The sequence below is a fragment of the Streptomyces sp. NPDC093984 genome (genome assembly GCF_044764595.1).
GTDB classification, from domain to species: Bacteria; Actinomycetota; Actinomycetes; order Streptomycetales; family Streptomycetaceae; genus Streptomyces; species Streptomyces cynarae.
The window spans coordinates 67,702-85,861 of the sequence record NZ_JBIWIM010000001.1 but is presented as its reverse complement, the minus strand read 5'-3'; the positions used below and the strand labels follow the sequence as shown (position 1 = coordinate 85,861).

At 71.2% G+C, this 18,160-nt stretch carries 15 protein-coding genes; 7 read left to right on the top strand and 8 right to left on the bottom strand.

From position 1 onward, the window contains the following. Window position 1: 1 nt before the first annotated feature. The 3 genes from ACIRC0_RS00370 to ACIRC0_RS00360 form a co-directional block, all read right to left on the bottom strand. On the bottom strand, window positions 2-2,236 hold the full coding sequence (locus ACIRC0_RS00370) for an NHLP family bacteriocin export ABC transporter peptidase/permease/ATPase subunit (RefSeq protein WP_403609267.1): 2,235 nt from the start codon (window positions 2,234-2,236) through the stop codon (window positions 2-4). Continuing rightward, window positions 2,233-3,039, bottom strand: coding sequence for an HlyD family efflux transporter periplasmic adaptor subunit (locus ACIRC0_RS00365; protein WP_403609264.1), 807 nt, complete (start codon window positions 3,037-3,039; stop codon window positions 2,233-2,235). Before ACIRC0_RS00365 ends, ACIRC0_RS00370 begins: the two co-directional genes overlap by 4 nt. A 92-nt stretch (window positions 3,040-3,131) precedes the next feature. Continuing rightward, window positions 3,132-3,347, bottom strand: coding sequence for a type A2 lantipeptide (locus ACIRC0_RS00360; protein ID WP_200419637.1), 216 nt, complete (start codon window positions 3,345-3,347; stop codon window positions 3,132-3,134). A 664-nt stretch (window positions 3,348-4,011) separates the two neighbouring features. Here ACIRC0_RS00360 and ACIRC0_RS00355 point away from each other — a divergent pair. The 6 genes from ACIRC0_RS00355 to ACIRC0_RS00330 all read left to right on the top strand — a co-directional run bounded on the left by ACIRC0_RS00355 (window position 4,012) and on the right by ACIRC0_RS00330 (window position 13,688). Next, on the top strand, window positions 4,012-5,424 hold the full coding sequence (locus tag ACIRC0_RS00355; RefSeq protein WP_403609261.1) for a S1 family peptidase: 1,413 nt from the start codon (window positions 4,012-4,014) through the stop codon (window positions 5,422-5,424). Between the two features lie 235 nt (window positions 5,425-5,659). Further along, the gene (locus ACIRC0_RS00350) at window positions 5,660-8,113 is read left to right on the top strand and encodes a SpoIIE family protein phosphatase (RefSeq protein WP_403609259.1); all 2,454 of its coding nucleotides are present in this window, start codon (window positions 5,660-5,662) and stop codon (window positions 8,111-8,113) included. Window positions 8,114-8,134: 21 nt separating this feature from the next. After that, complete coding sequence (locus ACIRC0_RS00345) at window positions 8,135-8,656, top strand: metallophosphoesterase family protein (protein WP_403609257.1); 522 nt, start codon at window positions 8,135-8,137, stop codon at window positions 8,654-8,656. Between the two features lie 25 nt (window positions 8,657-8,681). After that, window positions 8,682-9,596, top strand: coding sequence for an aminoglycoside phosphotransferase family protein (locus ACIRC0_RS00340; protein ID WP_403609255.1), 915 nt, complete (start codon window positions 8,682-8,684; stop codon window positions 9,594-9,596). Between the two features lie 136 nt (window positions 9,597-9,732). Then, window positions 9,733-11,745 carry a GTP-binding protein gene (locus tag ACIRC0_RS00335; protein ID WP_403609253.1) on the top strand — a complete coding sequence of 671 codons (2,013 nt, stop codon included), beginning with the start codon at window positions 9,733-9,735 and terminating at the stop codon, window positions 11,743-11,745. Window positions 11,746-11,819: 74 nt separating this feature from the next. Then, window positions 11,820-13,688 carry a cellulase family glycosylhydrolase gene (locus tag ACIRC0_RS00330; RefSeq protein WP_403609251.1) on the top strand — a complete coding sequence of 623 codons (1,869 nt, stop codon included), beginning with the start codon at window positions 11,820-11,822 and terminating at the stop codon, window positions 13,686-13,688. Here the strand turns inward: ACIRC0_RS00330 and ACIRC0_RS00325 are convergent. Further along, complete coding sequence (locus tag ACIRC0_RS00325) at window positions 13,681-14,934, bottom strand: YncE family protein (protein WP_403609248.1); 1,254 nt, start codon at window positions 14,932-14,934, stop codon at window positions 13,681-13,683. The two genes, ACIRC0_RS00330 and ACIRC0_RS00325, sit on opposite strands and share 8 nt — an antisense overlap. Before the next feature lie 154 nt (window positions 14,935-15,088). On the opposite strand from ACIRC0_RS00325, the gene ACIRC0_RS00320 reads away from it, so the two are divergent. Further along, window positions 15,089-15,748: a TetR/AcrR family transcriptional regulator gene (locus ACIRC0_RS00320; protein ID WP_403609245.1), complete on the top strand. Its 660-nt coding sequence runs from the start codon at window positions 15,089-15,091 to the stop codon at window positions 15,746-15,748. A gap of 303 nt (window positions 15,749-16,051) precedes the next feature. On the opposite strand, the gene ACIRC0_RS00315 is transcribed toward ACIRC0_RS00320, so the two are convergent. The 4 genes from ACIRC0_RS00315 to ACIRC0_RS00300 all read right to left on the bottom strand — a co-directional run bounded on the left by ACIRC0_RS00315 (window position 16,052) and on the right by ACIRC0_RS00300 (window position 18,148). Further along, window positions 16,052-16,420, bottom strand: a complete 369-nt coding sequence (locus ACIRC0_RS00315) for a nitrile hydratase accessory protein (protein WP_403609243.1) — start codon at window positions 16,418-16,420, stop codon at window positions 16,052-16,054. Continuing rightward, a complete protein-coding gene (nthA, locus tag ACIRC0_RS00310; protein ID WP_403609240.1) occupies window positions 16,417-17,016 on the bottom strand; it encodes a nitrile hydratase subunit alpha in 600 nt (199 codons plus the stop codon). The genes ACIRC0_RS00315 and nthA overlap by 4 nt, the downstream gene beginning before the upstream one ends. Further along, window positions 17,013-17,693: a nitrile hydratase subunit beta gene (gene nthB, locus ACIRC0_RS00305; protein ID WP_403609238.1), complete on the bottom strand. Its 681-nt coding sequence runs from the start codon at window positions 17,691-17,693 to the stop codon at window positions 17,013-17,015. The genes nthA and nthB overlap by 4 nt, the downstream gene beginning before the upstream one ends. An 89-nt stretch (window positions 17,694-17,782) precedes the next feature. Then, complete coding sequence (locus tag ACIRC0_RS00300; protein WP_403609235.1) at window positions 17,783-18,148, bottom strand: nuclear transport factor 2 family protein; 366 nt, start codon at window positions 18,146-18,148, stop codon at window positions 17,783-17,785. Window positions 18,149-18,160: the final 12 nt, after the last annotated feature.

Sequence of the window (18,160 nt, the reverse complement as noted above, 5' to 3'; positions counted from 1 at the left end):
CTCACCGCTCCCTGACCAGCTCGGCGTACGCCCCGCCGGCCGCAACCAGGGCGTCGTGCCGCCCGCGTTCCACGATCGTGCCGTGCTGGAGCACCACGATCTCGTCACTGTCGCGCACCGTGCTCAGCCGGTGCGCGATCACCACGCAGGCGCAGCCGCGCTTGCGCAGGTTGTCGATCACGGTCTGCTCGGTCTCCGCGTCCAGCGCGCTGGTCACCTCGTCGAGTACCAGGATGCTGGGGTCGCGCACCAACGCCCGTGCGATCTCCAGGCGTTGGCGCTGCCCGCCGGAGAAGTTCCGCCCGTCCTGCTCCACCCGGCTGTGGATACCGCCCGGGCGGCGCATCACCACGTCGTACAGGGCCGCGTCCCGCAGCGCGGCGACCACCGCGTCGTCCGGGATCGACGGATCCCACAGGGCCACGTTGTCGCGGACCGTGCCCTCGAAGAGAAAGATCTCCTGGTCGACGAAGGAGACCGAGGCGGCGAGCGCGCCGCGCGGAATGTCCTCCAGACGCTGCCCGTCGATACGGATCTCGCCCTCCCACGGCGCGTACAGGCCGGCGATGAGCCGGGACACCGTGGACTTGCCGCTGCCCGAGCCGCCGACCAGCGCCACCTGCTGACCGGGGCCCACCGTCAGGCTGAAGCCGCTCAGCAGCGGCTTGTCGAGCGGGCTGTAGCCGAAGGTGATGTTCTCCAGCTCCACATGGCCGTGCAGGCGGCGCGTCGACGCGCCGCCGCCGGAGCGGCCGTAGAGCGGGTCGGCCTGGAAGCTCTCCACGTCCTTCAGACGGGCCACGTCCGCGGCGAAGTCCTGGATGCGGCCCGCGACCCCGTTCAGACGGGTCAGCGGTGCGGTGAACCGGGTCACCAGGGCCTGGAAGGCGACCAGCAGACCCACCGAGATGTGCCCCTCCACGGCCCGCAGGCCGCCGATCCACAGGATCAGCGCACTGTTCAGCGTGGCGAGCGTCGGTGCGACCACACCCAGCCAGGCGCTCGGTACACCGAGCCGCTGCTGCTCCTCCAGGGTCGTGGCGTGCTGGCCCGCCCACTTGCGGAAGTAGCCGTCCTCGCCGCCGGTCGCCTTCATCGTCTCGATCAGCTGCAGGCCGGTGTAGGCGGTGTTGGTCAGCCGTGCCGTGTCCGCGCGCAGCTTCGCCGTACGGGTCGCCCGCAGCCGTACGACGACCCTCATGGCCACCACGTTCAGCAGGGCGACCCCGATGCCGACGAACGTCAGCTGCGGGTCGTAGGTGTACAGCAGCACCGCGTACAGCACCACGACGATCGCGTCGACGCCCGCCGCCGCGAGGTCGCGGGCCAGGGTCTCGGCGACCGCGTCGTTGGACTGCAGGCGCTGCACCAGGTCGGCGGGGCTGCGCTGGGCGAAGAACGTCACCGGAAGCCGCAGCAGATGCCGCAGGAAACGGGCGCTGGAGAGCGTGGAGGAGATGATCCGGCCGCGCAGCAGGTTCGCCTGCTGCAACCAGGTCAGCACCACCGTCAGCAGCACACAGGCCGCCATCGACGCGAACAGCACGCCCAGCAGCGAGGTCTGCCGGCCGATCAGGAACATGTCGATGTACGTGCGGCTCAGCGCGGGCAGCGCGGCACCGACCACCACCAGGAGCAGGCTCGCCAGGACCGCGGCGGGCAGGGTGCCCGCCGTGCCGCGCAGCCGGGTCGGCATCGCGCCCAGGATGCCCGGCCTGCGGCCGCCCCGGGTGAAGCCCTCGCCGGGTTCCATCACCAGGACGACCCCGGTGAAGCTCGTGTCGAAGTCCTCCATCGGCACGAAACGGCGGCCCTTGCCCGGGTCGTTGACGTACACGCCCCGGCGGCCGAAACGCCGCCCCATGCCGTCGTAGACGACGTAGTGGTTGAACTCCCAGAACAGGATCGCGGGCGCGTTCACCTCGGCGAGCGCGGCCGTGTCCATCTGCATGCCCTTGGCCGTCAGACCGTAACTGCGGGCCGCCTTCAGGAGGTTGCTGGCGCGTGAGCCGTCCCGGGAGACACCGCAGGCGATGCGCAGCTCCTCCAGCGGGACGTGCCGGCCGTAGTGGCCGAGCACCATCGCCAGGGAGGCGGCGCCGCACTCGACGGCCTCCATCTGCAGCACGGTGGGGGTGCGGACGGTCTTCCGCCGGGACTTGGGCACGGTGCGCTTCGGCGGCGCGGCACGGCGCCTGCCCCGCACCGGGGGCAGGGTGTCCTGGGGAGCGGTCACGGCAGGAGCCAATCGACGGGACGCTGATCGGCCATGCGGATCGAACCCGTGGCCAGGGTCATGGAGGAGAGGGGGAACGGCGGGCCGTCCGCCGACGACCACTGGTAGCCGCTCTTCGTGGCGGACGACGTGTCGAGCCGTACCAGCACGGCCACCGGGCGGCCCTTCTTGGTGAACTGCTCGCCCAACTGGTCGTCCCCGAGGAACGCGGCGATCTGCTGGGCCGACTGGGCCGTGCGGTCGACGGACTTCACATGGCCGCGCAGCACGCCGTACTGCTGGGCCGGCACCGACTGAACGGTGAGGTCGACGGGTGCGTTCGCGGGGATCGTCGCGGCGTTCTCGGCGGGCACGTACACCGTCGCGTACAGCGGGTCCGAGGCGTGCTCCACCTTCTCCACGGCGGCGACGTTCGCCCCGGTGCGGATGATCTGGCCGATCGTGGCGGCGAGTTCGGTGATACGGCCCGCGGCGACCGTGCGGACCACCGACTCGCCCTGCTCGGTGCGGACCTTGATCACGGGCGCGTTCGCGGGCAGCCGCTCGCCCTGCTCGGCGAGGATCGCGGTGACCTGTCCGGCCACCGGGCTCTGCAGGAGATAACTGCCCTCCGCGTGCGTGAGGACGGCGGGCGCGCTGACCGTGGAGGCCACCGAGCCGGTGACGGCCCACACCGACGCGGCGGCCATGGCGACCACCGTCACGGTCAGGACCAGCCAGCCCTGGGGGCGGGCGAAGCGCACCGGGAGATCGAGCTCCTCGGGCGACTGCAGCTTGGCGAGGGCCTGCTGGCGGAACTGCACGGAACTTCCCTCACCTACTCCAGAAGATTCACGGCATCCGTGAGTCCCGGAACCGGGGAGCGGTTCCGGGACTCAGCGGTACAGGGGTGCGATCAGAGACCGGCGACCAGGTTCGTGACCGGGGCGGTGTTCAGACCGGTGACACCCTCGACGGTGCCGACGGCCGTGCCGACCAGACCGGAAACCGGGGCGATGCCGTCCACCAGGCCGGTCGCGGTGCCCACGGCGTTGATCTGCAGGCCACCGGACACGGCGTCGAGCTCGGCGTCCGAGATCTCGGCGGTCTCAACCTGGGGGGTGGAGTTCATGATGGAACTTCCCTTCGTATGGATATTCACAAGGGGGAGCGGCCCCTTCTGGGGACAGACGGTCGGCCGCGGTCCGCGAGCGCCGGGCACCCCGTTGCCGGGACCCCTGGGGTGGCCCCCGCGGTGCAACGGATCAAAGCACGGCGGCGCGCGGCGGTTCCAATCAACCACCGCTCTCACCTGGGCAATTGACGTTCCGAAGCGCAGATCCGTGCAGGTGTGCGCACGACTTGGGGCCTACTTCTTCACATGCTGCGCGGCATCGTCGCGCACGGCCTCTTGCCGTCCCGACAAGGAATGGGGCAGTCCGGGTTCAATGACGCGGCGCCCGGTGCGGGCCTGTGCAGATCCGTCGTACGCGGTGACTCGCTTGCGCATTCGATGTGCAGATTCCCTGAAGCCAGGATTCCGGCCCGGCCTGACGAACCCAGGGTTACCGACTGGTAGCGCGGTGTGTCCGCAGTCACCGGATGAGTCGATTCTTCTCCCCGGCCGCGCCCGACAGGTGCCTTTGCCACCTATTTCACGCTTTCGCATACGCCAACTCGGCCAGTTGCAAAGTCCGTTGAACACCCCACCGGACACGCGCGTATCAACTGGCATCCAGGCGCCCCAGTCAGCTGCCGGACGGCGGCAACGGACCCCGTCCCCAGGAGGTCGAGAGTTGAGTCACAAACGCATACCCAAGCGCAAGGCCGCGATCGCGGTCGGAGGCGTGGCGGCGCTCGGAGCTGCGGCCCTTCTGCTGCCCAACGCCAACGCGTCCCAGACGGACCCGGCGTCGGGCGACACGCCGAAGACGTTCAAGTCGGCCGATGTCTCGCTCGTCGCCAAGCAGCTCGCGTCGCAGTTGGGCGACGCCTTCGCGGGTTCCTACTACAACGCGGAAAAGCAGCAGGTCGTCGTCAACGTCGTCGGTGACGACAGCAAAGTCGTCGACACCGTCAGAAAGGCGGGCGCGGTCCCCAACCAGGTGCACAACAGCACCGCCACGCTCCAGGCCGCCGCCAAGACGCTGCGCACCAGGGCGACGATGCCCGGCACCGCGTGGTCCGTCGACCCCAGGACCAACGAGATCCGGGTCAGCGCCGACAGCACGGTCACCGGCGCCAGGTGGAACACGCTTCAGTCGACGGTCAAGAGCCTCGGCTCGGGCGTGGCGACCCTCAAGAAGTCGTCGGGCACCTTCAAGACCTTCGTGTCGGGCGGCGACGCCATCTTCGCGCAGGCGAACGGCGGCGGCGTCCGCTGCTCCCTCGGCTTCAACGTCACCGCCGGCGACGGCAGCCCGGCCTTCCTGACGGCCGGTCACTGCGGAGTCGCGGCGAAGCAGTGGTCCGACTCCCAGAACGGCCAACCGATCGCCACCGTCGACCAGGCCACCTTCCCGGGCAACGGCGACTTCTCCCTCGTCAAGTACGACGACCCGAACACCCAGGCGCCGAGCGAGGTCAACGTCGGCAACGGGCAGACGGTCCAGATCACCCAGGCCGCGGACGCGGTCGTGGGCCAGCAGGTCTTCCGGATGGGCAGCACCACCGGGCTGCACGACGGGACCGTCACCGGGCTCGACGCCACCGTCAACTTCCAGAGCGAGACCGACCCGGGCGGCGTCGACACCGTCACCGGGCTCATCCAGACGAACGTCTGCGCCGAGGCCGGTGACAGCGGAGGCTCGCTGTTCACCCAGGACGGCAGCGCGATCGGCCTGACCTCGGGCGGCAGCGGCGACTGCACCACCGGCGGGGAGACCTTCTTCCAGCCGGTGACCACGGCGCTGCAGGCGACCGGCGCGACGCTGGGTGCCGGCGGTGCCGGCGGTGCGGGCGACCAGAGCGGTGCGGGCGCTGGGGCCGGTGACCAGAGCGGTGCGGGCGCTGGGGCCGGTGACCAGAGCGGTGCGGGCGCTGGGACCGGTGACCAGAGCGGTGCCGGTGCGGGTGACCAGAGCGGCGCCGGTCAGCAGTCGGTGAGCCCCGGTGACCAGTCGGGTGGGGCCGCCGACCAGTCCGGCAACGCCGGCGACCAGTCGGGCAGCGGCGTGGGCGACGGCTCCGGACTGGTGTCGAGCCACTGACCGGGAGCACCAGCGGTTCCCCCGGTCGGTGGAACGGTCCGGCCCTCCGGCGGGAGGGCCGGACCGCTCCGTTTCCGGACCCCCGGCGGGGCTGCCCGCGCGCCCCGTGGGCGGCCCGTCACCGCCCGCAGCGGGCGCGCCGTTCCCCTCGCCCGCTCCGCCGCGCACCCGCGAGCCGCCGGCCCGCGCGTTCACAGGGGCTGCGCGAGCGTCCGGGACGCGCTCTAATTGCAGAGTGGGCAGTGAGGGCACTGCGGGACGCAGAATGAGAACGCTGCGCGCGGAACTTGCCCTCAAGACGCTCGCGGCGGACCTCGACCCGCGCGAGCGCCTGCGACGCGTGCTCGAACAAGTGCTCGTCTTCACCGGAGCCACCCTCGCCGTCGTCTACAGCCCGGAAGAGGGCGGCGACCAGCTGACCCTCACCGAGTCGGCCGGCGTGCCGAGGGCGCTGTACGGGCTGCGTGACGTCTACTCCGTCTCCGGCACGGGCCCCGCAGCCGAGGTGCACCGCTCCGGGCAGGCCCGGTGGCTCACCCCCGAGGACATCGGCCGCTGCGCCGACGCGCGCCGCATGCCCGCCGGAGACTTCTCCCTGGCCCTCCTGCCGCTGCGCGGCGGGGGATGCCTGGCCGCCGTCAGCGACGGCCCGGACGGCTTCGGCCCCGACGACCGCGCGTGCCTGGAGCTCTTCGCCGAGTCCGTCACCTGCCCACCTCCGGGCGTGGCCGACACCGGGGAACTGCCCGGCAGCTCCTTCACGCTCGACATGGACAGCGGCCGGGTGCAGGTCGACGACGAGATGCTGGGACTGTTCGGCATCGACACCGGCGAGTTCGACGGCCGTGTCGAGACCCTGCTCGCCCGGACCGTTCCGGAGGACCTGCCCTCCGTGATGTCCGTCGTCGAGGCCGACCACATGTCCATCGGCGACCGCGAGCTGGAGTTCCGCATCCTCCAGCCCTCCGGCGAGCCGAGGTGGCTGCGGCTGCGCGGACACCTGCAGCCCGCCGGGGAGGGGCACCCGGTCCGGCTCGTCGGCACGGTCACCGACGCGTCCCAACTGCGTCCCGGCGTCAGCGACGTCACCCGCATCCAGCGGCTCGCGGCCGCCCTCGCCACCGCCGGCACCGTCCGCGACGTCAGCAGGGCCGTGGTCGCCGCCCTGCGGGGCCCCCTGCGGGCGGACCGCATCGCCCTCGCCGAGCTGGAGTCCGACCGCCTCGTCGTCACCGTCCTGGATCCGCCCGAACCGGAGGCCTGGCCGGAGCTGTGGCGCACCGAGTGGCGCTCGGAATGGCCGGACGCGCCCGTCCGCGCCATGCCGACCCTCGCCACGGCCCTCAGGGAAGGCCGCGCCACGATCTGGCCCGCCGGCGCCTCCCTGGAACCCGCGCTCGCCGAGGTCGGCCCCGGCGGTCTCGCCGTGCTGCCGCTGCCCGCCGGCGGGCGCATGGCCGGCGCCTGCCTCGTCGGCTGGGACAGCCCGCACGACTTCGGCCCCGACGAACGCGCCCTGCTCACCGCCGTCGCCGGTCTCGCCGGGCAGGCGCTCATGCGCGCCCACGCCTTCGACGCCGAGCACGAGCTGATCGGCATGCTCCAGCGCGCCCTCCTGCCGCGCCGCCTGCCCGCGCTGCCCGGAGCCGTCGCCGTCGCCCGCTACCTGCCCACCACCGCCGGTCTGGAGCTCGGCGGCGACTGGTACGACGTGATACCGCTGCCCGACAACCACGTCGCCCTCGTCATCGGCGACGTCCAGGGCCACAGCGCCGGCGCGGCCACCCTGATGGGCCAGATGCGGACGGCGCTGCGCGCGTACGCGGCCGAGGGCCACCCCCCGGACGTCGTCGTCTCGCACGCCAACCGGCTCCTCGTCGACATGGAGTCCGATCTCTTCGCGACGTGCTGCTACGTCGACGTCGACATGGAGCAGGGCACCGCCTGGTTCGTCCGCGCCGGACACCTCCCGCCATTGCTGCGCCACCCGGACGGCAGCACCGAGATCACCGAGTCGGAGGGCGGACCGCCCCTCGGGGTCGTCACGCAGGCCGACTACCCGATGAGCCCGCTCAGGCTGCAGCCCGGCACGGTCGTCGCCCTCACCACGGACGGCCTGGTCGAGTCGGCCGACGTCGACATCGAGGACGGCCTCGCGCGGATCGCCGGCGAGCTGTCCGCCGCCGACCCCGCGCACCTCGGGCTCGTCGCGGACGCGCTGCTCGCCGAGGCCAACCGCAGCGACGACGTGGCGCTGCTCCTCGTGCGCTACGACGGCATGGCGATGCTCCCGCTGCGTGAGAGCTGGACGGTGTGGCGCGTTCCCGAAGCGGTCCGGCACGCCCGCCGCTTCACCCGGCGCACCCTGCGGTCCTGGGGCGTGCCGGAGGAGACCGACACGGTGCTCCTCGTCGTCTCCGAACTCGTCACCAACGCCCTCGTCCACACCGACGGCCAGGTCCGGCTCGACCTCACCCTGTCCAACCACCGGCTGCGCGTCGCTGTCGCCGACTCCTCTCCGCGCACGCCCGTCAAGCCGACCAGCATCGGCTGGGAGGCGACGGGCGGCCGTGGCATCCTGCTCGTCGAGGCCATGTCCGACACCTGGGGGACACTCCCGGTCAGCGGCGGCAAGCAGGTGTGGGCGGACATCGTCCTGGAGCACTCGCCGGCCGACGCGCAGACATGACCCGGATGACACCCTGGTGTCGTGCGTCTGCTCATGATGTCCGACACCCACCTCCCCAAGCGCGCGAAGGCACTGCCCGCGCCGCTGCTCGCCGAACTCCCGCAGGCCGATGTCGTGATCCACGCCGGCGACTGGGTGGACGTCGCCACGCTCGACCTGCTGCAGAGCCGGTCCGCCCGGCTGATCGGCGTGTACGGCAACAACGACGGCCCCGCCCTGCGCGCCCGGCTCCCGGAAGTGGCCCGCGCCGACCTCGACGGCCTGCGCCTCGGCGTCGTCCACGAGACGGGACCCGCCCAGGGCCGGGAACACCGCTGCGCCGACCGGTTCCCCGACCTCGACGTGCTGGTGTTCGGCCACAGCCACATCCCCTGGGACACCACCACGGACACCGGTCTGCGCCTGCTCAACCCCGGCTCCCCGACCGACCGCCGCCGCCAGCCCCACTGCACGTACATGACGGCCACCGTGACCGGCGGCGAACTGACGGACGTCCGGCTGCACCAGTTGCCCCCGCGCACCGGAAAATCGGTGGAGTCCTGACTACCCGTTTGGGTGAGATGGGCCGGTGCTGATCGATACCGACCTCGTACGCCGTCTGCTGGCGGCCCAGTTCCCGCGGTGGGCCCACCTCCCGATCACCCCGGTCCCTGTCTCAGGCTTGGACAACGCGACGTTCCGCCTCGGTGAGGAGCTGTCCGTGCGCCTCCCGCGCTACCCGCACTGGGCCGGTCAGGTCGAGCGGGAGCAGACCTGGCTGCCCCGGCTCGCGCCCCATCTGCCGCTGCCCGTCAGCGAACCCGTCGCCAAGGGAGAACCCGGCGAGGGCTACCCCTACCCGTGGTCCGTCTACCGCTGGCTGGACGGCGAGAGGGCCACCCCCGAAGGCCTCGCCGACCCCCGCCGCACCGCGCTCGAACTGGCAGCGTTCCTGGCCGCGCTCCAGGCGATCGACCCGACGGGCGGCCCCGCTCCCGAGCAGAGCAACGCCTTCCGGGGCGTGCCGATGGGCGACGAGCGGGACTCGCTCGCCTCCGAGGCACGGGTACGGCCCAAGATCGAGGCGCTCAAACGGTCCGGCCTGATCGACGCCGACGCGGTGACGGAGGTCTGGGAGGCGGCCCTCGCCGCACCCGCCTGGCACCGGCCGCCCGTCTGGGTCCACGGCGACCTCGCCGTCGGCAACCTCCTCGCCGTGGACGGCCGGCTGAGCGCGGTCATCGACTTCGGCACCCTCGCCGTCGGTGACCCGGCGGTCGACCTGCTCGCCGCCTGGAAGTTCCTGCCGGACGAGGTGCGCGGCGACTTCCGGCAGGCGCTCGACGTCGATGACGCCACCTGGGCCCGCGGCCGGGGCTGGGCCCTCGCGGGCTCCCTGCCGGTGCCGGACGATCCCTACTTCCAGCAGGACCCGGCAAGGGTGCGCACCGCCCTGCACCATCTGGAGCAGCTCATCGCCGACCACAGGAGTGAGCGCGCCTGAAATTCCGTTGCTGTCACCGCCGCGGTCCTGCTGGACTGCACGGGACAGAGTCGTCGAAACCGAGGAGCCCCCATGCGCACAGCGTTCATGTCCACCCAGCAAGGAACCAGCACTCTCCCGAAGGACATGACGCTCTGTGCCCACGCTGAACCTGGGAATCCTCGCGCACGTAGACGCGGGTAAGACAAGCCTCACCGAGCGGCTGCTGCACGCCGCCGGAGTGATCGACGAGATCGGCAGTGTCGACGACGGCAGCACCCAGACCGACACCCTCGCGCTGGAGAGACAGCGCGGTATCACCATCAAGTCCGCCGTCGTCTCGTTCACGCTCGACGACGTCACCGTCAACCTGATCGACACCCCCGGCCACCCCGACTTCATCGCCGAGGTCGAGCGGGTGCTCGGCGTGCTCGACGGCGCGGTGCTGGTCGTCTCCGCCGTGGAGGGCGTCCAGGCCCAGACACGCATCCTGATGCGCACCCTGCGACGGCTGCGGATCCCCACCCTCGTCTTCGTCAACAAGATCGACCGCGGCGGCGCGCACGACGGCCGGACCCTCACCGCCCTGGCCGAGCGCCTCACCCCGTCGGTGGTCCCGATGGGACGGCCGTACGGACTCGGCACACGCGACGCGCACGTGGTGCCGTACGACACCCACGACACCGCGTTGGCCACACGGCTGCTCGACGTCCTCGCCGAGCACGACGAGGAACTGCTGGCCGCGTACGTCGAGGACGCGGTGTCCTACGAGCGGCTGCGCCGCGCCCTCGTCGAGCAGACCCGGCGCGCCCTGGTGCACCCCGTGTTCTTCGGCTCGGCGATCACGGGAGCAGGTGTCCGCGAGCTGATCGGCGGTCTGACGGAACTGCTGCCGGCCGCCGAGGGCGACACCGAGGGGCCTGCCTCCGGCACCGTCTTCAAGGTCGAGCGGGGACCGGCGGGGGAGAAGATCGCGTACGCGCGGGTGTTCTCCGGGACCCTGCGGACCCGCGACCGGCTGGTGTTCGGGGACGGACGAGAGGGCAAGGTCACCGCGATCGGCGTCTTCGACCGGGGCGGAGCGGACCGCGTGGCATCGGTGACGGCGGGCCGTATCGGCAAGCTGTGGGGCCTGACCGACGTCCGCATCGGCGACACCTTCGGGGAGGCGCCGCGCGCGGAGCCGCCGGGGCACCACTTCTCCCCGCCCACCCTGGAGACCGTCGTCGTGCCCGCCCGCCCGCGCGACAGGGGAGCGCTGCACCTCGCGCTCACCCAGCTCGCCGAACAGGACCCGCTCATCGCGCTGCGGCAGGACGAGCTCCGCCAGGAGATCTCCGTCTCCCTGTACGGCGAGGTCCAGAAGGAGGTCATCCAGGCGACCCTGGCCGAGGAGTACGGACTTGCCGTCACCTTCCGCGAGACGACGCCGCTGTGCGTCGAACGGCCCGTCGGCACGGGAGCGGCGGTCGAGTTCAACAAGAAGGATCCCAATCCCTTCCTGGCCACCGTCGGTCTGCGTATCGACCCCGCCCCGGTCGGCTCGGGCGTCACGTTCCGTCTGGAGGTGGAGCTCGGCTCGATGCCGTACGCCTTCTTCAAGGCGGTGGAGGACACGGTGAACGAGACCCTGGCACAGGGCCTGCACGGCTGGCAGGTGACCGACTGTACGGTCACCATGACGCACTCTGGCTACTCCCCGCGGCAGAGCCACGCCCACCAGGGTTTCGACAAGAGCATGTCGAGTACGGGCGCGGACTTCCGGGGCCTGACCCCGCTGGTCGTGGTGACCGCGCTCCGGCGTGCGGGCACCCGGGTGTACGAGCCGATGCACCGCTTCCGGATCGAGGCCCCGGCGGACACGCTCGGCGCGCTGCTGCCGGTTCTCACCCGGTTGCGCGCGGTCCCCGGGACCACCTCGCTGCGCGGACGTACCTGTGTTCTCGAGGGCCGGGTGCCGGCCGCCCAGGTGCACGAGCTGGAGCAGACGCTGCCGGGGCTGACCCGGGGCGAGGGCGAGCTGGAGTCCGCGTTCGACCACTACGCCCCGGTGACCGGTGGCGCGGTACCGAGCCGCCCGCGCACCGACCACAACCCGCTCGACCGGGAGGAGTACCTGCTGCGGGTGATGCGGAGGGTGCCGGGGCGCGCGGCGGGCGTGCCGTCCTGACCGTGGCGTACGCACCGCAGGATGCACGGGTGTTGTGTTGACATAGGCCGTAAATCGCCCTGAGTGTAATGTGCATGGCAAAGTTACGTGTGCGTCTGTGCGGCGTTCTCGTGGCTCTCACCGGCCTCCTGGCGGCCCCGGGCGCACGGCCCGCGGCCGCCGACTCCCTTCCCGACTCCCTCTGGTTCGACGCCCAGGCGTCCGCCACCCTCACCGTCCAGGGCGGCCGCTTCACCGACGGCCTCGGCCGCGAGGTCGTCCTGCGCGGCTACAACGTCTCCGGCGAGACCAAGCTGGAGGAGAACAGCGGACTGCCGTTCGCCTCCTTAGCCGACGCCCGGAAGTCGGCGACCGCCCTGCGCACCCTCGGCGGCGGCAACACGGTCCGCTTCCTGCTCTCCTGGGCCCACGCCGAGCCGGTGCGCGGCCAGGTCGACACGGCCTACCTCGCCGCCGTCACCGACCAGATGCGCGCCTTCCTCGACGCCGGCGTCCGCGTCTACCCCGACTTCCACCAGGACCTCTACTCCCGCCATCTCTTCAACCAGGGCAGCTGGTACACCGGCGACGGCGCCCCCAAGTGGGCGGTGGACGCCGGGAACTACCCCGCCGAATCCTGCGGGATCTGTCTCTTCTGGGGCCAGAACATCACCCAGAACCAGGCGGTGACGAAGGCGTCGTACGACTTCTGGCACAACGCCCACGGCGTGCAGGACGCCTTCCTCGCCACCGCGCAGAAGACCATGGAGTACATCGGACAGCACCTTTCCGGCGACGAGTTCGCGCGAGTCGTCGGCTTCGACCCGTTCAACGAGCCCCACGCGGGCACCTACGACAGCGGGCAGACCAGCCGCACCTGGGAACGGGACGTGCTCTGGCCGTTCTACGCCAGGTTCCGCGCGCGGATGGACGCGGCAGGCTGGCAGGACAAGCCCGCCTTCGTGGAGCCCAACCTCTTCTGGAACGCCAACATCTCCAGCCAGAAGCAGGAGGGCGGACTCCTCGACGCCGGCACGATCGGCCCCCGGTATGTCTTCAACACCCACTTCTACGACCAGAAGGCCATCTCCGGCATCCTCATGTGGGGCAAGGCGGGCGACGGGCAGTACGCGACGGACTTCGGCACGGTGCGCGACCGGGCCGGCGCCCTGGGCACGTCAGCGATCGTCAGCGAGTTCGGCCACCCGCTGTCCGGCTCCGTCGCCGACAAGGCGCCGACCGTGCTGAAGGCGATGTACCAGGCGCTCGACTCCCGTGTGAAGGGCGCGAGTTGGTGGTCGGACCCGGCAGGCTCCGGCCCGGTGCTCTCCGGCACGCAGTGGCAGTGGGACCTCTACAACGGCCGCCACCACGAGCTGATGAACGGCAACCCCGACAAGGTCCTCACCTCCGGCGACGCCTGGAACGACGAGGACCTCTCCGCCGTCGCCCTCGACGACTCGGGCGCCCCGGTGCTGCGCCAGGACGCCCGGTTGCTGGACCGGCTCTACCCGAGCGCGACAGCCGGCACGACGGTGGCCTTCACCTACGAGGACCGCTCCCGGGACGGCTCGACGACACTCACCTGGAACCCGGTGCCGAGCTCGCTGCCGAACGTGGCGCGACTGGTGGGCTCGGGGCAGTACGGCCTGCTGGTGTGGCGCTCGAACGGATCGGCGGCGCCCACGGAACTGCACCTGCCGGCCTCCTTCCCGGCCGCGTCCACCACCGTGGTCTGCGACCTCGGCACCACGGCGGGGCTGCCCGCCTACACCAGGTCCACCCCGGTCGCCGTGGCGAACGAGGCGGGCGGCACGGGCAGCAAACGGCTCCTGCTGACCGCCTCCGACACGGGCGCCGTGCACTACGCGCTGGTCACGAACGGGGCCACGGCTCCGTCCGCGTCGCTGCTGAGCGCGGCGCGGACGGAGCTCGCGGCGTGGGCGGCGAAGGAGTTCAGCTAGCGGACGGGCCGGTCCAGTCGGCGGGGACGTGCGCGAGGCGCACCCGCTGCGGGTGGTCGCCGACCGGGACCGAGACCACCTTCCGGCCCGTCGCGAAGTCGATCGCGGTGACCTGGTCGGCGCCGCTCTCCGAGATGATGCAGTCCTTGCCGTCACCGCTCACCGTGGCCCAGTAGGGCTTGGAGGCGGTGACGAGCGGGCCCTCCTGGAGGGTGGCGCGGTCCACCACGGTCGCGTAGTCGTCCATCGTGCCCGCGACGCACAGCTTGGTGCCCGCCGGGTTCATCGAAACGCCGTGGTGGCGTGAGTCGTTGACCCACGTCGTACGGTCGTCGCTGGTCGCCGGGTTCTTCGGCAGGGTCTTCACCCGGGTGATCTTGTCGGTGGCCACGTCGTACTCCAGGAAGCCGTTGAAGAACGACACCTGGAAGTAGAGCTTGGACTCGTCGGGGGTGAAGACGGCGGGGCGGACCGCGTCGGAGAAGTCCTTGAGCCCGACGGCGTCCAGCCGGTCGCGCATGTCGATGGTCTTGACCTGCTTGAAGGTGGTGGCGTCCACGACCGTGATGTGGCGGTCGCCCTTCGTCCAGTCCAGGGACGGGTCGTCGAGCGAGGTGTTGACGTCGCCGATCGACATGTTCCAGATGTACTTGCCGTCCTTGGTGAAGATGTTCTCGTGCGGCTTGTCACCGGTGGCGAACTCGCCCAGTTCCTTACCGGTGTCGATGTCCAGCACCTGCACCTTGTTGGCGGTGGAGGCGGAGACGGCGACCCGTGTGCCGTCGGGGGAGACCGCCATGTGGTCGGCTCGGTAACCCGCCACGGGGAAACGCCAGTTGATCTTCCCGGTGGCGAGATCGATGGAGACGACGTCCGCGAAGCTCGGCCGGGAGACCACCATCGACCTGCCGTCGGGCGTGGAGTACATGTCGTCCACGAACTGGTCGTGGCCCTCGCCGACGCTGTTGCGGATGGCCATGAAGTAGATCCACTTGATGGGGTCGGCGTTGATCTCCTTCAGCCGCGCCTCCTTGTCGGGGATCACGTTGACGCGGCCGATCCTCGCGAAGTCGCCGCTGGACTTGATGACATCGGCGGTGCCGTCCCAGTTGTTGCCCACGAACATCACCTCGCGCAGCGCGGCGGCGGAGGAGTCCTGCGCGGCGGCGGCCGTCGCGGTGCCGCCCGTGGTCAGGGCGAGAGCGGCGGCGAGGGAGAAGAGGTGCCGGGATCTGAGAACAGGCATGGTGGGGTCCCTGTCTTGGGGTGGAAGTCTGAACACGCGCGGATTCAAAGTGACTTACTGGAAAGTAAGGAAGGGGCGACCTTCTTCACAAGACTCCGCGCACGACAAAATCGAGCGACAGGCGAACGGATCATCGAACGGCGAGGGGGCGCGGGTGGCGGGCAGGCTCAAGCAGCCGACGGGCCGGTACGGCGGCAGGACGGCCGAGGAGCGGCAGGCCGAGCGACGCCGGCGGTTCCTGGAGGCCGGACTCCAGTTGTTCGGCGCCGGCCCCGGCTACCGGTCCACCACGGTGGCCGCGCTGAGCGAGGCGGCGGGGCTGTCGACTCGGCAGTTCTACGAAGAGTTCCGCACCTTGGAGGACGTGCTGGCCGCGCTGCACCTCCAGGTCAACGACTGGGCGGAACAGGCCGCGGCCGCCGCCCTCGCCGAGGCCGGCGACCTGCCGCTCGCCGAGCGCGCCGCCGCGGTGTTCCGGGCGTACGCGGCGAACGTCACCTCCGATCCGCGCCGGATCCGTATCGCCTTCGTCGAGATCATCGGCGTCAGCCCCCGCCTTGAGGAGCAGCGGCTCGAACGCCGCTCCCGCTGGGTGGACTTCATCTGCGCGGAGGCAGCCCGGGCCGCCGCGCGCGGTGAGGCGGCGCCGCGCGACTACCGGCTCGCGGCCACCGCGTTCATCGGCAGCGTCAACGGCCTGCTCCACGACTGGCGGGCCGGCTGGGTGGACGCCACCCTGGACGAGATCGTGGACGAACTGGTCCGCCAACTCCTGGCCATCCTGCGCCCACCGGGCTGGCTGCCGGACGCCTGAACCCACCGCTCCCTCGAAACCTCCCCCGTGAGGAACGCGACGAGCGCCACACCGCCGCCTGCGACGTTCCCGAACCCGCCGGACTGCGGTGCGCGTCCTCGCCGACGCGAAGGGGCTGCGGCCGGCCGGAGCGGTCACCGACCGGCTGGGCCGCGCTGTCGTACAGGGCCTGGACGGCCGGGGACGCCGTCCACCGCGGCGCGGACCAGGAGCGGATCGCAGGTCCGCACCCCGACCGCACGTCCTGTGCTTCCCATGCCGCTTTCAGCGACCCGGACGGCAACGGCCGGTTGCTGCAGGAGATCACGGAACGTCTGCCCGGCCGGTGACAGGATCGTCCCGGTGGTCGTGGCCCGAGGGGCGTCGCGCCAGGGCCCGGGCCCGTGCGGTGACTTCGTCCGGGGACACCGCGCACCGGCTGACGAGCACGTCCTCCAGGGCGGCCAGCCAGAGGCGGTAGTAGTTGTAGGACTCATTCGGCGCCGATGCGGTCTCCCATGCTCTGATGCGGGCGATCAGCGCGGCTTGGAATTCCGGCCAGGTGAAAGCGCCCGCCTCGTACAAGCCGACGGCCATGCCGAAGGCGCGGCTCTCCCACGGCTCGGCGAACACCAACTCGCCGTTGGAACGCGGCGGTGCGGCCGGCCCCTCGATGTCCAGCGGCGCGCTCATGGTGCCGCCACCTTGGCCACCCCGACCATCGCGTCCCGCGTCACCAGCGGTACGAGCTCCTCCTCGGACAGGTGCTCGGTGCCGGCCGGACGTTCGGGCAGCACCAGCCAGCGGACTTCACTGGTGGAGTCGTGGACGACGATCTGGACGTCGTCGTCGAGTTCGAGTCCCATCTCGGCCAGCACCGTGCGCGGCTCCTTCACCACACGCGCACGGTAGGCCGGGTCCTTGTACCAGCTCGGCGGCAGGCCGAGCACCGGCCACGGGTAGCAGGAGCACAGCGTGCACACCACCACGTGGTGGGTGGTCGCGGTGTTCTCCACCACGACGATGTGCTCGCCCTGAGGTCCGGAGAAGCCCAGCTCCTTGACGGCCGCGGTGCCGTCCTCGAGCAGCCGCCGCCGGTACTCGGGGTCGGTCCATGCCCTGGCGACGACCTTGGCGCCGTTCAGCGGCCCCACGTTGGTCTCATAGGTGGTGATGATCCCGTCCAACACCTTCGGGTCGATCAGGCCCCGCTCGGTGAGCAGTTGCTCGAGCGCCTCGGTGCGCAGCGACGCGGGAAGGCGCTCGCCCGTTCCACTGGTGGCGGTCATGATGTCGGCTCCAGGTAACTCTCGAACAGCTCTGCGGTCAGTGCGAAGGCTTCGGCGCCGTCGCCCCACAGCTCGCGCGAGTCGAATCGCACCGAGTAGACGTGCTGGGGGTTCTCGCCCTGGAAGTGGGCGTTGGTGTCCGGCAGCACGGAAGCGGGCTGAACACGCTCGACGACTCCGGTGTGGCCCCGCAGATACCGAGCGAGTCTGGTGTGCCCTTGCGGTGACATGTCCTTGGCGCGCACACGCTCACCGACAGCGAAGGCCGGCGCGGTGTCCACGGAGCGCAGCGAGCCGGCGCCGACCGGCGCGGCGGTCGGCCGGTAGTCGGGTCGAGGGGCGGGGACCGGTGGCTCCTCCACGTGTTCGCCGCGCAGATTGCGGGCGCGGGCGTCGATCGCGCCCGCCGCCAGGGTGGCGCTGTCGGTGAGCATCAGCTCCGCGCCGTTGAGCCAGCGCCCGAAGTAGCCCTCGTCCAGGTAGGCGGCTCGGTCCAGGCGCTCGTGCGCGTGCCGGAAGGCGTCCGGGTTGTAGCCGCCGCACGCGATACGGCTGGAGACGAGCGCCAACGCGAATGCCCGGCCCTGCCAGGGCTCCTCGAAGACCGGTTCGTCCTGCCTCGGCGGGTGAGCCGGGCCCCAGCCGGAGGTACCGCCCATGTCCGCGACACCCTCCATGTCATCACCTCTCGTGTGTCCGACGCGGCAAGGACAGCGGTTCCTCGCCGCGCTCCGCCGCCGCGCAGCCACAGGTGGCCGTGATCCGTCTACTCGTCCCAGGCCTGGACGAGAACCTGCTCGGCGATCCTGCCGTTGCGCAGCGAGGCCATCGAGCTGGCCAGCACCCGTACGCCGTCCGGGTACTCGCAGGACTCGGTGAACGCGACGTGATCGCCCTGGACGACGCACTGGTCCAGGTGATGGGTCATGTCGCGGCTGTAGACGTCGCTGAGCATCTGGCTGATCTGGTCCCGGCCGTGCAGGATCTTGGGGTGGCTGGGCTGGGTGTTGCGGTCGACGACGCGTATCTCCGCGTCGTCCGCGTACAGCGACAGCAGAGCCGTCGTGTCTTCTCCTTCGATGCCCCGGCGCAGAGCCTCCACGTCGAAGCCGGCGCCTGCCGCGGTGCCCATGGTGACCTCCTT

What these genes read in the sequence shown, in the direction of transcription:
- ACIRC0_RS00360 (WP_200419637.1), bottom strand. Translation starts at nt 3,347, where the DNA reads ATGAACTCCACCCCCCAGGTTGAGACCGCCGAGATCTCGGACGCCGAG.
- ACIRC0_RS00325 (WP_403609248.1), bottom strand. Translation starts at nt 14,934, where the DNA reads ATGCCTGTTCTCAGATCCCGGCACCTCTTCTCCCTCGCCGCCGCTCTC.
- ACIRC0_RS00300 (WP_403609235.1), bottom strand. Translation starts at nt 18,148, where the DNA reads ATGGGCACCGCGGCAGGCGCCGGCTTCGACGTGGAGGCTCTGCGCCGG.
- nthA (WP_403609240.1), bottom strand. Translation starts at nt 17,016, where the DNA reads ATGACCGCCACCAGTGGAACGGGCGAGCGCCTTCCCGCGTCGCTGCGC.
- nthB (WP_403609238.1), bottom strand. Translation starts at nt 17,693, where the DNA reads ATGGAGGGTGTCGCGGACATGGGCGGTACCTCCGGCTGGGGCCCGGCT.
- ACIRC0_RS00315 (WP_403609243.1), bottom strand. Translation starts at nt 16,420, where the DNA reads ATGAGCGCGCCGCTGGACATCGAGGGGCCGGCCGCACCGCCGCGTTCC.
- ACIRC0_RS00330 (WP_403609251.1), top strand. Translation starts at nt 11,820, where the DNA reads ATGGCAAAGTTACGTGTGCGTCTGTGCGGCGTTCTCGTGGCTCTCACC.